17 protein-coding genes and 1 riboswitch are annotated in these 14,924 nt (G+C 42.0%); of the genes, 12 read left to right on the top strand and 5 right to left on the bottom strand.

What is annotated here, in order from left to right; all coding sequences use genetic code 11:
* Positions 1-33: 33 nt before the first annotated feature.
* Complete coding sequence (locus AOQ70_RS08225; RefSeq protein WP_024423148.1) at positions 34-666, bottom strand: LysE family transporter; 633 nt, start codon at positions 664-666, stop codon at positions 34-36.
* Positions 667-901: 235 nt separating this feature from the next.
* A riboswitch (TPP riboswitch) is annotated at positions 902-1,010 on the top strand.
* A 126-nt stretch (positions 1,011-1,136) separates the two neighbouring features.
* On the opposite strand from AOQ70_RS08225, the gene thiC reads away from it, so the two are divergent.
* A complete protein-coding gene (thiC, locus tag AOQ70_RS08220; RefSeq protein ID WP_059375681.1) occupies positions 1,137-2,897 on the top strand; it encodes a phosphomethylpyrimidine synthase ThiC in 1,761 nt (586 codons plus the stop codon).
* A 35-nt stretch (positions 2,898-2,932) separates the two neighbouring features.
* On the opposite strand, the gene AOQ70_RS19710 is transcribed toward thiC, so the two are convergent.
* A complete protein-coding gene (locus AOQ70_RS19710) occupies positions 2,933-3,079 on the bottom strand; it encodes a hypothetical protein (protein WP_180272418.1) in 147 nt (48 codons plus the stop codon).
* A gap of 191 nt (positions 3,080-3,270) precedes the next feature.
* Between AOQ70_RS19710 and AOQ70_RS08215 the strand changes: the two genes are divergently transcribed.
* On the top strand, positions 3,271-3,453 hold the full coding sequence (locus AOQ70_RS08215) for a hypothetical protein (protein ID WP_008342761.1): 183 nt from the start codon (positions 3,271-3,273) through the stop codon (positions 3,451-3,453).
* 34 nt (positions 3,454-3,487) lie between these two features.
* Here AOQ70_RS08215 and AOQ70_RS08210 read toward each other — a convergent pair whose 3' ends face one another.
* Positions 3,488-4,132: a serine/threonine protein kinase gene (locus AOQ70_RS08210; RefSeq protein ID WP_059375678.1), complete on the bottom strand. Its 645-nt coding sequence runs from the start codon at positions 4,130-4,132 to the stop codon at positions 3,488-3,490.
* A 238-nt stretch (positions 4,133-4,370) separates the two neighbouring features.
* Between AOQ70_RS08210 and AOQ70_RS08205 the strand changes: the two genes are divergently transcribed.
* The 7 genes from AOQ70_RS08205 (at position 4,371) to yajC (ending at position 9,388) form a co-directional block, all read left to right on the top strand.
* A complete protein-coding gene (locus tag AOQ70_RS08205; protein ID WP_180272430.1) occupies positions 4,371-4,871 on the top strand; it encodes an intercompartmental signaling factor BofC in 501 nt (166 codons plus the stop codon).
* 148 nt (positions 4,872-5,019) lie between these two features.
* On the top strand, positions 5,020-5,625 hold the full coding sequence (ruvA, locus tag AOQ70_RS08200) for a Holliday junction branch migration protein RuvA (RefSeq protein ID WP_024423144.1): 606 nt from the start codon (positions 5,020-5,022) through the stop codon (positions 5,623-5,625).
* Positions 5,626-5,636: 11 nt separating this feature from the next.
* Positions 5,637-6,641 (top strand): Holliday junction branch migration DNA helicase RuvB, encoded by a 1,005-nt coding sequence (gene ruvB / locus AOQ70_RS08195; RefSeq protein WP_024423143.1) that lies wholly within the window; start codon positions 5,637-5,639, stop codon positions 6,639-6,641.
* Positions 6,634-6,834: a DUF2905 domain-containing protein gene (locus AOQ70_RS08190; protein WP_012010741.1), complete on the top strand. Its 201-nt coding sequence runs from the start codon at positions 6,634-6,636 to the stop codon at positions 6,832-6,834. The genes ruvB and AOQ70_RS08190 overlap by 8 nt, the downstream gene beginning before the upstream one ends.
* Positions 6,835-6,868: 34 nt before the next feature.
* Entirely contained in the window at positions 6,869-7,897 is a 1,029-nt protein-coding gene (gene queA / locus AOQ70_RS08185) for a tRNA preQ1(34) S-adenosylmethionine ribosyltransferase-isomerase QueA (protein ID WP_039180328.1), read from the top strand.
* Between the two features lie 31 nt (positions 7,898-7,928).
* Positions 7,929-9,074, top strand: coding sequence for a tRNA guanosine(34) transglycosylase Tgt (gene tgt, locus AOQ70_RS08180; RefSeq protein WP_034321314.1), 1,146 nt, complete (start codon positions 7,929-7,931; stop codon positions 9,072-9,074).
* Between the two features lie 47 nt (positions 9,075-9,121).
* On the top strand, positions 9,122-9,388 hold the full coding sequence (gene yajC, locus AOQ70_RS08175; protein WP_008360993.1) for a preprotein translocase subunit YajC: 267 nt from the start codon (positions 9,122-9,124) through the stop codon (positions 9,386-9,388).
* 50 nt (positions 9,389-9,438) lie between these two features.
* Here yajC and AOQ70_RS08170 read toward each other — a convergent pair whose 3' ends face one another.
* Complete coding sequence (locus AOQ70_RS08170) at positions 9,439-9,816, bottom strand: TIGR04086 family membrane protein (RefSeq protein ID WP_039180321.1); 378 nt, start codon at positions 9,814-9,816, stop codon at positions 9,439-9,441.
* Between the two features lie 151 nt (positions 9,817-9,967).
* On the opposite strand from AOQ70_RS08170, the gene AOQ70_RS08165 reads away from it, so the two are divergent.
* Positions 9,968-10,630: a DUF421 domain-containing protein gene (locus AOQ70_RS08165; protein WP_039180318.1), complete on the top strand. Its 663-nt coding sequence runs from the start codon at positions 9,968-9,970 to the stop codon at positions 10,628-10,630.
* 1 nt (position 10,631) lies between these two features.
* On the opposite strand, the gene spoVB is transcribed toward AOQ70_RS08165, so the two are convergent.
* A complete protein-coding gene (gene spoVB / locus AOQ70_RS08160) occupies positions 10,632-12,182 on the bottom strand; it encodes a stage V sporulation protein B (protein ID WP_059375672.1) in 1,551 nt (516 codons plus the stop codon).
* 116 nt (positions 12,183-12,298) lie between these two features.
* Here spoVB and AOQ70_RS08155 point away from each other — a divergent pair, with 116 nt between their 5' ends.
* Positions 12,299-12,595: a post-transcriptional regulator gene (locus AOQ70_RS08155; RefSeq protein ID WP_003216788.1), complete on the top strand. Its 297-nt coding sequence runs from the start codon at positions 12,299-12,301 to the stop codon at positions 12,593-12,595.
* 41 nt (positions 12,596-12,636) lie between these two features.
* Positions 12,637-14,865, top strand: a complete 2,229-nt coding sequence (gene secDF, locus AOQ70_RS08150) for a protein translocase subunit SecDF (RefSeq protein ID WP_039180313.1) — start codon at positions 12,637-12,639, stop codon at positions 14,863-14,865.
* Positions 14,866-14,924 lie beyond the last annotated feature (59 nt).

Here is a 14,924-nt window from a genome sequence, read left to right as displayed (position 1 = left end):
AGGCTAAAGTTCATCACGAACTTTAGCCTTTTCTTAAAAATAAACCTTGATGCCTATATAAAATTCGTAAAAGAAATAACAGCCAAACCCTAATAATAAAATACCAGCAATAATGGATGTCCACTTGATCATCGTCCGATTCATCACTTTTCTTGTTAAGGATACAAGGGTGAGGAGACCGATGTCATGAAGGAGAATCCCTGCCAAAATACCGCCGGCAGCCAGCATAAATTCAGATGAATCTGTTTTTGTATAAGCATCCGCAAGTACAGCACCAAAAACAGAAACCCAGAACACAAGATTTCCTGGAGATACCGCCACAAGCAAGCCGTTTCGATATGTTTTCGCGAATGATTTATTGACCTTTTCTCCTGCTAAATGGATGTCTTGATCCGCATTTTTAATGGAATCGTATGCGAGAATCATTAAAAATACAGCTCCGATCAGCCAGAGCGGGATTTGAACAAACGGCAAAGATAAAAACTGAGCAAATCCAGCATATAAAGCCAAGATGAGTAATAAGTCTATGGTCATACCGCCTGCTCCGACAGTTAAACCATGAAAAAATCCGTTTTTCAGTCCCTGTTTTGTCATTTCAACCGTGATTGCTCCAACAGGCAGAGCAATTGAGAATCCTACGACGATAAATGTGAGAAATGTTTGCAATCGACTAGAACTTCCTTTAAATAAATTGTATAAAAATTCTCCGTTTAGATTAATTATACATAATAGGAGAAAAGGATCAATGATTATTTCAGATTTAATTGAAATGAGAGAGATAGATGATGTATAGAAGACTGTATATCAACATGATCTATAACGCTTGTAGGGGAAAGGAACTATTTTCCTGAATCTTCTTTTCTTCATGATGTCTCTATGCTACACTGATGTGGAAATCAATAAAAGTGACTAGGGGTGCCCGTAAATGGGCTGAGAGAGAAGTATAAGCTTCTTAACCCTTTGGACCTGATCTGGCTCGTACCAGCGTGGGGAAGTTGAAGATGATGCATGTATCATATCAATGATATGCATGTTTATTTCTGACGACGAAACCAGGTTCTTTAAATAGAGCCTGGTTTTTTGCTGGTGCTGATTCCATCCTGTCCGGTGACAAGAAGAAAAGGAGAGAACAGCAAATGAAAGAAAAGAAAAGTGTCCCATCCAACCAATCATTGTTATCTAGCTTTGACGGCAGCCATAAGGTGTATGAGAAAGGATCAAGACCCGATATCTTAGTGCCAAAAAGAGAGATTACGCTCTCACATACTGTGACAGAGGCGGGCGACATAAAAAATGAACCAGTCCGTGTATACGATACGAGTGGACCGTACACGGATGAGAACGTTCATATTGACGTCACAAAGGGGTTAAAGCGTCTTAGGGCAGCATGGATTGAAGAAAGAGGAGATACAGAAAGCTATGAAGGGCGTCATGTAAGACCGGAGGATAATGGATACCGTTCAAGGGAGAAGGAGTCCATCCATTCTGTCCAAACTAATTTTCATCATAAGCCGCTCCGCGCGAAACAAGGAGCGCGCGTGACGCAAATGCATTATGCCAAAAAAGGCATCATTACGCCTGAAATGGAGTTTATCGCAATTAGAGAAGAGCTAAGCCCTGAGTTCGTTAGAGAGGAAGTGGCGAGCGGAAGAGCCGTCATTCCTTCGAATATTAACCATCCAGAAAGTGAACCAATGATTATCGGAAGAAATTTTCATGTCAAAATCAATGCGAATATTGGCAATTCAGCTGTCACGTCATCCATTGATGAAGAGGTTGAAAAAATGACATGGGCGATCAGATGGGGGGCAGATACAATGATGGATCTGTCTACTGGAAAGGATATTCATACAACGAGAGAATGGATCATTCGGAATTGCCCAGTCCCAGTAGGAACCGTTCCCATCTATCAGGCCCTTGAAAAAGTGAATGGAGTCGCAGAAGATTTGACGTGGGATGTGTACAGGGACACATTAATTGAACAAGCGGAGCAAGGTGTAGACTATTTCACGATTCATGCTGGCGTGCTGTTAAGATATATTCCGCTCACTGTCGATCGGGTGACCGGAATTGTTTCAAGAGGCGGTGCAATTATGGCAAGATGGTGTCTTGCTCATCATCAAGAGAATTTCCTCTACACTCACTTCGAAGACATTTGTGAAATTATGAAAAAATATGATATCGCCTTTTCACTTGGAGATGGACTTAGACCAGGCTCGATTGCTGATGCCAATGATGAGGCGCAGTTTGCAGAGCTGGAAACGTTAGGTGAGTTAACAGAGATTGCTTGGAAACATGATGTGCAGGTAATGATTGAAGGGCCCGGACATGTCCCAATGGATAAAATCAAAGAGAATGTGGACAAGCAAATGGACATTTGCAAGGAAGCACCATTTTATACGTTAGGGCCTCTTACAACAGATATCGCACCTGGTTATGATCACATTACATCCGCGATCGGTGCGGCCATGATCGGCTGGTACGGAACAGCAATGCTGTGCTATGTAACGCCAAAAGAGCATTTAGGTCTGCCGAACAAAGAAGATGTGAGAGAAGGCGTGATCGCCTATAAAATTGCTGCACATGCTGCTGATCTAGCAAAAGGACATCCTGCGGCTCAAAAGCGCGATGATGCTTTATCGAAAGCGAGGTTTGAATTTAGGTGGCGGGACCAATTCAACCTGTCACTTGATCCAGAAAGAGCCTTGGCGTTCCATGATGAAACATTGCCTGCCGAAGGCGCTAAAACCGCTCACTTTTGCTCGATGTGCGGACCGAAGTTTTGCAGTATGAAAATTTCTCATGATATCCGCAATCAATCTGAAGAAGTAAAAAGAGAAATGGAAAAGAAGGCGAAGGAGTTTGTCAGTCAAGGAAGTCAAATTTATCAGCCATAAAAAAAGAACCTCGCACGATGCTGTGCGGGGTTTTATCAAACCGCTGAAAAGGCTTTTCTTAAAAGGTGAAAAAATGCCTTTGCTGCATATGCCATCATGTCCACACTCGGAATGAGAGCATCTGTTAAATGAAAAAAGACTGTTTTTCTTTCTGGAGATGTTCGTTTCTCTTTCTGCTTCATCAAGGGCAGCCTCCTTTTTCACTAATATACTTCTTTGCAGATATGAGAGATAGATATGTTGTGTGAATTTAAACAAAATTTAAACTTCTTGGGTTTGAATGGAAAGAAGGAGGGGAAACGAGTTGAATAGAGAATGAATGAAAAGAGCTGATCTATTTGACCAGCGAACAAGAAGAGTGGAAGGTGATCTTATGATGAAAGTATTTAAGGTAACATTTCATATGAACAATGGGGAAGTGCTTGATTTCGAGCTCAAACGTCCAGCTACCTATGATGTGTATAAAAAAATTGAAGAAGCCAATCATTGGTTTAAGCTGAATAATGAAATCATTAACCTATTAAACGTCAATAGTATCCATGTAGAAACAGAATAACAGCAAAAAGCCGCTCAAAAGAGAGCGGCTTTCGTTATGCAGAAAAATCATTCCGATTATTAAGCTGCCCGCGGGACAGCCAGTTCTTTTTATACAAATAAGCAATCACTTCAAGCCACAGACGCGGTGCTTTTTTAGGGAAAAAAGGTTTTTGGTAATAAGCATAAGCGGCTTTTAAATCATCCCATTGATGACATGCTTTCGTTTGCGTGAATCTGGCAACGTCAATGACTCTGATCCGTCCTTCTTTTGTTAAGATCAGATTGCGCAGATGGATATCAGAAGGATTCAATCCTTTCTCGCGCGCTTCCTCCAGCGCATCATCGACTTGATTAATCATCTGTTTTTTAATAGGAATTCCTTTTGTAAGGCATTCATAGAATGTGTAGCCTTTAATATATTCCATTAAAATATACTGATCCCCAGACTCATAAATCTCAGGGTAGTAAGACGAACCAGAAAGTTTTTCGTAAATGGCAGCCTCTTTGCGGGCAATATGCTGATAAGAAGGGAAAAAGACTTTTAGTGCCATTTTCTTGCCGTCTTTTTTGTATAAAAAGACATAGGCACTTCTTCCTTTGCCGCACAGTTCAAGCTCTGCTGGTTTATAGGCAAGCTTATGAAAACGTTTCTCTTCATGATACTGAATCGATTCGGCTAATCTTTTGACATCTGACATTGACTTCACCTTCTTTGGTTTCAGTTTATGCGGCTGAAAAACGAATGATGAAAAAACGTGTCACTCGATAAAGCAATGGATTGTATAAAACATAACATTTACGAATGAAGGATACAACGAAAGACTCTTACCATACATTTGAATCATCGATTTGGTTAATGTTTAGAAAAATGGGTCAAACTACATATGTCATGCATCGATCTCATGTTCTAAAGAGGTGTAAATAGTGAAAGTGAAGATGAAATGTTTCGTTACAGGACTTATCATGACAAGTGTGCTTTTTTTCGCTGTAGATATGGAAGGGAAAGAACACTTGCAAAAGCAGTCAAACTCTATCACCGTCCAGCTTGAAAAAGTCTATTTAGACGGCGATGTGAGTATTGAAAGACACCGGGCATCATTAGAAGACAAAGACACATTCTGGGCGCAGTATAAAGGCTGGACGCTGGTAGAACAAAAAGAGGATTTTGCCCTTTTTAGAAAGCAAATTGATGATATCTCTCCATTAAGTAAAGCAAATGGATATATCGGATTATCAGAGGACGGTGTGATTTCTACGTTTCATGGAAGGCCTGACGGCTGGGCGGAGCCTATTCATCTCTTTTTTCAAATTGATACGTCCCGTTTAGAAAGTCATGTGGAAAAACAGCTTGAGCAAGGCATTCCTTTTCGAACAAAGGATGAATTTGAGCATGTGCTTGAAGTCATGAAGCCTTACCGAAATGAAATATCGTTTTAAAGCGTGTAACAGCTTGCTGGTGTGAAGACCGCAAGCTGTTTTTCGTGGTTTCATGATAAAAATGTACTGAGCGAACGTATGTTAACTTTTATTGCGGTTTTCTCCTCGATTTATGTTACAATGAAGAACAGTCAAAGAGGTGAAAACGGTGATAGAGTTTGTAAAAGGGACCATTGATTATGTGTGCCCGCAATATGTTGTCATTGAAAACGGCGGAGTGGGATATCAAGTCTATACCCCAAACCCGTTTATCTATCGAGTAAATAAACAAGAAACGATTTATACGTATCATTACATAAAGGAAGACGCATTTTCGTTATACGGTTTTCAAACACGAGAAGAAAAAGCGCTGTTTACAAAACTGTTAAATGTCACAGGAATAGGGCCAAAGGGCGCTCTCGCTATTCTTGCTTCCGGTGATCCTGGCGCTGTCATTTCAGCGATAGAACGTGAAGATGAAGCGTTCCTGATTAAATTCCCAGGTGTGGGCAAAAAAACAGCACGTCAAATCATTTTGGATCTAAAAGGAAAACTTGCAGATGTGGTACCAGAAATGATTGGCAACTTATTTAATCACGAGGACCACATTCAGGTTGAAACGCAGCAAACTGCATTAGATGAAGCGCTTGAAGCCTTGAGTGTCCTTGGATACGGTGATCGTGAAATTAAAAAGGTTCTTCCATTATTAAAAGAAGAAAAGAATCTCACAACCGATCAATATGTGAAAAAAGCTTTACAAAAAATGTTGAAATAGGGTGATGTCTCATGGATGAACGGCTCGTCTCAACTGAAGCAGACAACCATGAATCAGCCATTGAGCAAAGTCTGCGGCCACAGACACTTAGCCAATATATCGGTCAGCAAAAAGTAAAGGATAATCTCAGCGTATTTATTGAAGCTGCCCGCATGCGGCAGGAAACGCTTGATCACGTCCTTTTATATGGACCTCCTGGACTTGGGAAAACAACGCTTGCGTCGATTATTGCCAATGAAATGAATGTTCAGCTGCGTACAACGTCAGGACCAGCCATTGAGCGTCCTGGAGATTTGGCGGCCATCTTAACGTCTCTTGAGCCAGGTGATGTATTGTTTATTGATGAAATTCACCGCTTGCAGCGCTCAATTGAGGAAGTGCTGTACCCAGCAATGGAGGATTTTTGTTTAGATATTGTCATTGGAAAAGGAGATACAGCACGCTCTGTACGGCTTGATTTACCGCCATTTACGCTTGTAGGTGCAACGACCCGTGTCGGGCTGTTAACAGCGCCGCTTCGAGATAGGTTTGGGGTACATGCAAGATTGGAATACTATGAGCAAAGAGATTTGGCTCACATTGTGGCAAGAACAGCCGAGCTGTTTGAGATTGGGATCGATATTCGCTCTGCCGAAGAGATTGCGAGACGTTCCCGGGGAACACCGAGGGTTGCCAATCGTTTGCTCAGAAGAGTAAGAGATTTTGCGCAAGTGCTTGGGAATCATGCTATTACGCAGGACATTGCGGAAGATGCCCTTGAGCGTCTTCAAGTCGACAGGCTTGGCCTCGATCATATAGACCATAAGCTCCTTTTAAGTATGATCGAAAAATTTAGAGGCGGTCCGGTTGGTCTTGATACAATCTCAGCGACAATTGGAGAAGAATCACATACGATTGAAGATGTGTACGAACCGTACTTGCTGCAAATTGGTTTCCTGCAAAGAACACCAAGAGGGCGGGTCGTCACAAGAGAAGCGTATGAACATTTTCAAATGGAGGTTCCGATTCGTGACTGAATTCCCTAAAATATTAATGATTTTAGGTGGTGTCCTTTTTGCCGCAGGATTAGTGTTTCAATTGGTTGGTAAGCTTCCAGGTGATATTTTTGTGAAAAAAGGAAATGTAACGTTCTTTTTTCCTGTCATTACATGCATTGTCATTAGCATCGTACTAACCATATTACTGAATATCTTTGGACGGATGAAATAACGTTAACTAGTTAACTACAGAATAGGTGAAGGAAATGAAGCTAGAACTATTTGATTTTGATTTACCAGAAAGATTGATTGCACAAGTGCCGCTTGAAAAAAGAGATGCATCAAGACTGATGGTCTTAAACAAACAGACGGGTGCGATTACACACGATACATTCTCACAAATCATCGATTATTTTCAAAAAGGTGATTGTCTCGTTCTAAACAATACTCGCGTTTTGCCTGCACGATTGTTTGGGATGAAAGAGCATACAGGTGCCAAAGTTGAGCTGCTTCTCTTGAAGCAAGAAGAAGGAGACAACTGGGAAACACTTGTAAAACCAGCGAAACGGGTGAAAAAAGGGACGGTTATCACTTTTGGTGATGGACGGCTCAAAGCGGTATGTACAGAGGAAATGGAACATGGTGGAAGAAAAGTCGAGTTTCAATATACAGGCATTTTTTATGAAGTGCTTGAATCCCTTGGTGAAATGCCGCTGCCTCCATATATTAAAGAGCAGCTTGACGACCGTGAACGCTATCAAACCGTTTATTCAAAAGAGGTTGGTTCCGCTGCTGCCCCAACGGCCGGTCTCCATTTTACAACCGAGCTGCTGGATGCGCTGAAAGCGAAAGGTGTTCACATTGCTTTTATTACGCTGCACGTGGGGCTTGGCACGTTTCGTCCGGTAAGTGCAGAACGTATTGAAGAACACGAAATGCATGCAGAGTTTTATGAAATGAATGAAGAAACAGCTGATGAGCTCAATCGCGTTCGCAAAGAAGGCGGACGGATTATTTCAGTCGGCACAACGTCAACAAGAACGCTTGAAACCATTGCAAGCGCACACGATGGTGAGTTCAAAGCCTCAAGCGGCTGGACGTCGATCTTTATTTACCCTGGCTACACATTCAAGGCAATTGATGGCATGATCACAAATTTCCATCTGCCAAAATCCTCGTTAATTATGCTTGTCAGCGCATTAGCTGGACGAGAGCACGTACTAAAAGCGTACAATGAGGCTGTGAAAGAGGAATACCGATTCTTCAGCTTTGGCGATGCCATGCTGATTCAATAACATCATACAACAAAGACAGGAGGGCTCATTTTTGTCGCAATTACCGATACGTTATGAGTTCATTAAATCATGCAAACAAACAGGTGCACGTCTTGGCCGCGTTCATACACCGCACGGCTCTTTTGAAACACCTGTATTTATGCCAGTAGGTACACTGGCTACAGTCAAAACAATGGCGCCTGAAGAATTAAAGGCAATGGATGCAGGCATCATCTTAAGCAATACGTACCACTTATGGCTCCGTCCAGGCCACGATATCGTAAAAGAAGCAGGCGGTCTGCACAAATTTATGAACTGGGATCGAGCCATTCTAACTGATTCAGGCGGATTCCAAGTTTTCTCATTGAGTGAATTTAGAAAAATTGAAGAAGAAGGCGTTCACTTCCGTAATCATTTAAACGGAGACAAGCTGTTCCTATCTCCTGAAAAAGCCATGGAGATCCAAAATGCGCTTGGTTCTGATATTATGATGGCATTTGATGAATGCCCGCCATATCCTGCAGAGTACGATTACATGAAACGTTCTGTGGAGCGGACAAGCAGATGGGCAGAGCGCTGTCTAACAGCGCACCAGCGTCCAGAGGATCAAGGGCTGTTTGGAATTGTCCAAGGCGGAGAATACGAAGAGCTTCGAAAACAAAGTGCAAAAGACCTTGTTTCACTTGATTTCCCAGGCTACGCCATCGGAGGCTTATCTGTAGGGGAACCAAAAGATGTGATGAATCGTGTACTTGAGTTCACTACACCATTTTTACCGGCAGACAAACCAAGGTACTTAATGGGTGTCGGCTCGCCAGATTCCTTAATTGACGGCGCCATTCGCGGTGTAGATATGTTTGACTGCGTACTGCCTACGCGAATTGCAAGAAACGGTACCTTAATGACAAGTGAAGGCCGTCTTGTTGTGAAAAATGCAAAATATGAGCGTGACTTTAGACCAATCGATGAGAACTGTGACTGCTATACGTGTAAAAACTATACACGCGCCTATATTAGACATCTCATCCGAACAAATGAAACGTTCGGAATTCGATTAACAACTTATCATAATCTTCATTTTCTGTTAAAATTAATGGAGCAAGTGAGAGAAGCTATCCGTGAGGATCGTTTAGGTGATTTTAAAGAAGAGTTTTTTGAGCGTTATGGCTTTAACAAACCAAATGCGAAAAACTTTTAACGCATAAACGAAAGGCTTTACAATGCTTTAGAAAGGGGTGAAATAGAATGGATGGTGGTATGGGTTCAATCATTATGATTGTTGTCATGTTTGCTGTGCTTTACTTCTTGTTAATCCGTCCACAGCAAAAGCAACAGAAAGCTGTGCGTCAGATGCAGCAATCTTTATCAAAAGGCGATAAAATCGTCACAATCGGTGGTTTACACGGTGAAATCGACTCAATTGATGAATCAAAAGTGGTCATCAAAACAAGCGAAAACAACCGTTTAACTTTCGATCGCCGTGCTATTAGAGAATTAGCTGACAAAGGCTAATCCTCCGATACATAGCAATAAAAAAAGAGCGATATGAACCGCTCTTTTTTTTATTTGCCTCGAAGATTGACGCCAATCATTCCCCCCAGCATACAAATGCCTAAAAATGCCCCATGATAGATGAACTGCTCTGGTGAAAACGTTTTTCCAAACCCCAAATATTGAAATAAAAATACAGTGAGAGAAAAAATGATAGATGTGATGGCACCAATTAGCCAGCCGCGCTCCTTTGCTTTCCCGCCAGAAATGATGCCTCCTAATAACAGGGCAACAAAGGACAAAATCATAATCATCCATTTAAATGATGATTCCTGCATACTTGTGAATGTAAGCATGAGCGACACAAGTAAACTTGTGACAACCATCACGACAAAAATGGCAATTAATCCGGATAAAATGCCTTTTCCAATATGTTTTGTTTCTTGCATGTGATTTGTCTCCTCTCCAATTGACCGAAGCTTGTCTTTTACTAAAATGTATTCACAGTGGAGAAAAAATAGACATGTTTCAGACGTTTCTTTTCTACATAAATAAAGTGTTTTGACACAAGCTATGTTGGAGAAGGAGGGTTTACATCACATGCAGGACATCTTGATCATTTCCATGAGAACCATCATTTTATATTTTCTTATTTGGTTTATCTTTCGCTTAATGGGCAAAAGGGAAATTGGCGAGCTGAGTATTTTAGATCTAGTCATTTTTATGATGATTGCAGAAATTGCGGTTCTTGCCATAGAAGAAGTAGAGGATCACATGTTACATACGGTTTGGCCAATCCTGCTGTTAACCTTCATTCAAATCACACTTGCCTATCTCTCATTGAAATTCCAAGGCGTCCGGCGCTTTCTTGACGGCAAACCGGTCTTGCTCATCATCAATGGCAAAATAGACGAGGGTGCTATGAGAAAACAGCGATACAATTTTGATGACCTGCTTATTCAATTAAGAGAAAATAACATCGACAGTATTCAGGATGTCTCTTACGCTATTTTAGAGCCGTCTGGAAAGCTCGCCGTCGTCGAAAAAGAAAACAAGCTCAAACATGCAGCGCTTGAGCTTCCACTTGTTGCGGACGGTGTAGTGCAGCATGATCACCTTAAGCAAATCAATCAAAATGAACAGTGGTTGAAAGATGAGCTTGCTAAAAGAGGTTACCATGATATCGAGCAAATCTCTTACTGCAGCTTTAATCAAAAAACATTTTATATTGATTTGAAAGATGAAGTGATCAAAAAGAGATGAGCTAAAACAGCTTCCCAATGAACGGAATGCGGCGCAGCTCTTCTCGTTTCACTAGTCCTAGGCAGATTAATAGAATGACATACAGCATGCACGTAACAAAGATGAGTGTTACAAGTTCAATAGGAGCAGAAAAGAGTCCGTTTACTTGAGATTTCAGCCAAAGACTGACAGCCCCCGTACCGATAATCACAAGGACGCAAAGTCCATATTCCTTTAATGGTAAATGAATAGGCAGCACCTTTCCAACAGTTGCCGCATGGAGCAGTGTGACAAGGATGATGCCGATTAAGATCGCAAGTGCTGCGCCCATAATGCCAAAGCCAGGCTGTGAAGCAAGAACAAAAATCATCCCTGTTTTTACAATTGCACCTATCAGGCTGTTGGTCATCGCCGCACCAGCTAAATTGAGTGCTTGAAGCACGGCTTGAAGGGGCCCCTGAAAATAATATAGAAGGAAAAACGGCGCCATGAATTTCACATAAATGGCTGCATGCGACGAACCATACATAAAGAGCGTTAAATCTTCTGCGTAAACGAAAAGAATAATACATGAAATGCCTCCGCTGAGTAAACAAAGGCGCATCGCCTGCTTCAGCCGGTATTCGACCGTTTTACGTTTATTCTGCTCCATGCCTTCACTGATCGCCGGAACTAATGCAGTGGAGAGTGAATACGTAATAAAACTAGGCAGTGTCAAAAGGGTCAGAGCAAGCCCGGTCAACTCCCCGTACTGCCTTGTCGCCTCAACAGCCGCATATCCAGCAATGGCAAGACTTTGCGCGACAACAATCGGTTCTAAAAACCACGAAATATTTCCGATAAAACGGCTGCCTGTTGTTGGCAGGGCAATGCTCATCAGCTGCTTAAATGTGTCCTTCCCGTCATGAATCGCCTTAAAAAATCGTTTTCGAATACGAATGGTCTTTTTATAGCGAAAGGCGATCAGTAAGTAAGCAAGTGAAATCATCTCTCCAATCACAGATGACACCATCGCACCTGCTGCCGCAAATTCAATCCCGTAAGGAAGGAAAGCCGTTGTACATACCGCCACTAATGAAATTCTTGCGACTTGTTCCAGAACTTGAGACATCGCTAGCGGACTCATTTGCTGTCTGCCTTGGAAATACCCTCTTAACACACTGGAAATGGCGACGACTGGTACGACGGGTGTAATGGCAAGCAGTGGATAGACCGTTCTAGGGTCTGTCAGCATATTTTCTGCCATGATGGGCGCAAACCATAAGAAGAGCGGCGTGAAAATCAGGCTGAGTGTTCCTGTTATCGCAAGAGACATGACCAGAATACGTTTTGTTTTCTGTTTGTCACCCCGGGCTTCTGCTTCTGCGACAAGCTTACTAATGGCGACAGGCAGTCCGAATTGCGTGAGCGTCACGGCGAGAAAAAAGGTAGGTGCAGCCATCATATAAAGCCCGACCCCTTCTTCGCCAATGAACCTCGCAATGACAATTCGATTGACAAAACCCAATATTCTCGTGATAAAACCTGCTAAAATTAAAATAATGGTCCCCTTTAAAAACGTTTGCTTCGTCAAATCACAGATCACCTGCCTTCTCAAACGACATAGAATCATATACAATAAGATATGCGTGTATATCGTCCAAGCATGACAAGTCTCTCGATAAAAAACTGAAAAGGGGGAGCTACGCAATGACACAACATCCAGCTGCTATTTACAAAGACCATTTAAAGCCTTTTCTGTTCAGTAAGCTTGAAGAATTCATCGTTTTGGGCTATAAAGATGTAGATTTAGAGGAATTATGGTCATACTTAGAGAATAAGAAGTGGAAGAAAAAACAAGAGTATCCGATTCATGAAATGGTTGCAGATATCTTATCTGTGAAAATAGGCGAATTTATGAACTATGCAACCGTTCAGTCGTTTAAAACGTCTGCTTTTTTGGACAGTGAAGATGGCAAGAATATGCTTGATGAACTGTTAAAATAAGCCATCTTAATGGATTCAGGTGTTTAAGGAGGAAATACATAATGAAAAAAGGGCGCATTCTTGCGTTTTTCTTAGTGGTTCTGTTAATCGGAACTGGCGTGGGCTTACTAACAAAGCCTGTTGCGAAAGATATGACGCTAGGGCTGGATTTACAGGGTGGATTTGAAGTCCTGTATGATGTACATCCAGTGAAAAAAGAGGACAAGATCACAAATAGTGTTCTCGTTAGTACAGTGGAGGCTCTTAACCGAAGAGCAAACGTGCTTGGTGTAAGTGAGCCGAACATTTCGATTGAAGGCAACAACCGTATCCGCGTGCAGCTTGCGGGTGTAAAAGATCAAAACAGAGCAAGGGAGATTCTTTCCACTGAAGCACAGCTATCCTTCAGAGATACGAATGATAAAGAACTCCTAAACGGGGCTGACCTAGTCGAAAATAGTGCAAAACAAACATTCAGTCAAACGAATGAGCCAATTGTGACGGTTAAACTAAAGGATGCGAAAAAATTTGGTGACGTCACAAGAAAAGTAGCAGCGATGGCACCAAATAATCAGCTTGTCATTTGGCTTGATTACCACAAAGGAGATTCCTTCAAAAAAGAAGTCTCAAAATCAAACCACAAGTATGTATCTGCACCAAATGTGAATCAAGAGATTAACAGCAGTGACGTACAAATAGAAGGAAAGTTTACTGTCCAAGAGGCAAAAGACCTTGCGAGTATTTTAAATGCCGGGGCATTGCCAGTGAAATTAACAGAAAAATATTCCACATCTGTGAGTGCACAGTTTGGTGAACAAGCACTGAACGAAACAGTGTTTGCAGGAATAGTAGGAATCGCATTTATCTTCTTATTCATGCTGTTTTATTACCGATTACCTGGTCTTATAGCTGTCATCACACTTTCAGCTTATATCTACATTACGCTGCAAGTGTTTGACTGGATGGGCGCGGTTATGACACTGCCTGGAATTGCCGCACTCATTTTAGGGGTAGGGATGGCTGTCGATGCCAACATTATTACTTATGAGCGGATCAAGGAAGAGCTGAAGCTCGGCAAATCAGTCCGTTCTGCTTTCAGATCAGGGAACCGCAGATCATTTGCGACGATCTTTGATGCTAACTTAACAAGTATTATTGCCGGCGGAGTGCTGTTCTTCTTCGGGACAAGCTCTGTAAAAGGATTTGCAACAATGCTCATCCTCTCGATTTTAACAAGCTTTATCACAGCTGTTTTCCTATCAAGATTCCTTCTCGGTCTTCTTGTTGAAAGCCGCTATCTTGACCGGAGAAAAGGCTGGTTTGGTGTTCGTCAAAAAGACATTATGAACATCCATGAAACAACAGAAACCACCGAGCCAAAAACACCATTTGATAAGTGGGATTTCGTCAGCAAACGTAAAGGATTTATGATTTTCTCAGCTACTATCACCATTGCGGGAATCATCGTTCTTTCCATCTTCAAGCTGAATGCGGGAATTGACTTTACAAGTGGAACTAGAATTGATATTCAAAGTGATCACAAGCTGTCAACTGAACAAGTCGAGCAAGACTTTAAAAAGCTTGACCTTGAGACAGACAGTGTCGTGTTATCGGGTCAAAAAGAGAATCAGGCAGCAGCGAGATTTGTCGGTGTGCCGAACAAAGAAAAGATTGCTGAAGTGAAAGATTACTTCAAAGATAAATACGGAACGGAGCCAAACGTAAGTACAGTGTCTCCGACTGTCGGAAAAGAACTTGCCCGTAATGCGCTATATGCCGTCATCATTGCCTCCATCGGGATCATTTTATATGTATCCGTCCGATTTGAGTATAAGATGGCGATTGCGGCAATTATTTCATTGCTATATGATGCGTTCTTTATCGTGGCCTTCTTTAGTATTACGCGCTTAGAGGTGGATGTCACCTTCATTGCCGCGATCCTCACGGTCATCGGGTACTCGATCAACGATACGATCGTTACCTTCGACAGGGTTCGTGAGCAAATGAAGAAACGTAAACCGAAAACCATTGAAGATCTATCGTACATTGTGAACTTAAGCTTACAGCAAACCTTTACGCGATCTGTCAATACGGTGCTGACTGTACTTGTCGTTGTTGTCGCACTGCTTATCTTCGGATCAGCGTCGATTACAAACTTCTCCATCGCCTTACTTGTCGGCTTATTAACAGGGGTGTATTCATCCCTTTATATCGCGGCACAAATTTGGCTGATGTGGAAAGGCCGCGAGCTGAAAAAACCAGCTAAGATAGATACAGATCAAGATATTTAATCTAGAAAAACTGCCTTCTCGCAGTCTCAGCGTGTAGACAAACCCTCGCATTCTTTGTC

Source organism: Bacillus sp. AM 13(2015) (genome assembly GCF_001518755.1).
Lineage (GTDB): Bacteria > Bacillota > Bacilli > Bacillales > Bacillaceae > Bacillus > Bacillus safensis.
The sequence above is the reverse complement of the archived record's forward strand: the minus strand, read 5'-3'. Positions and strand labels throughout refer to the sequence as shown.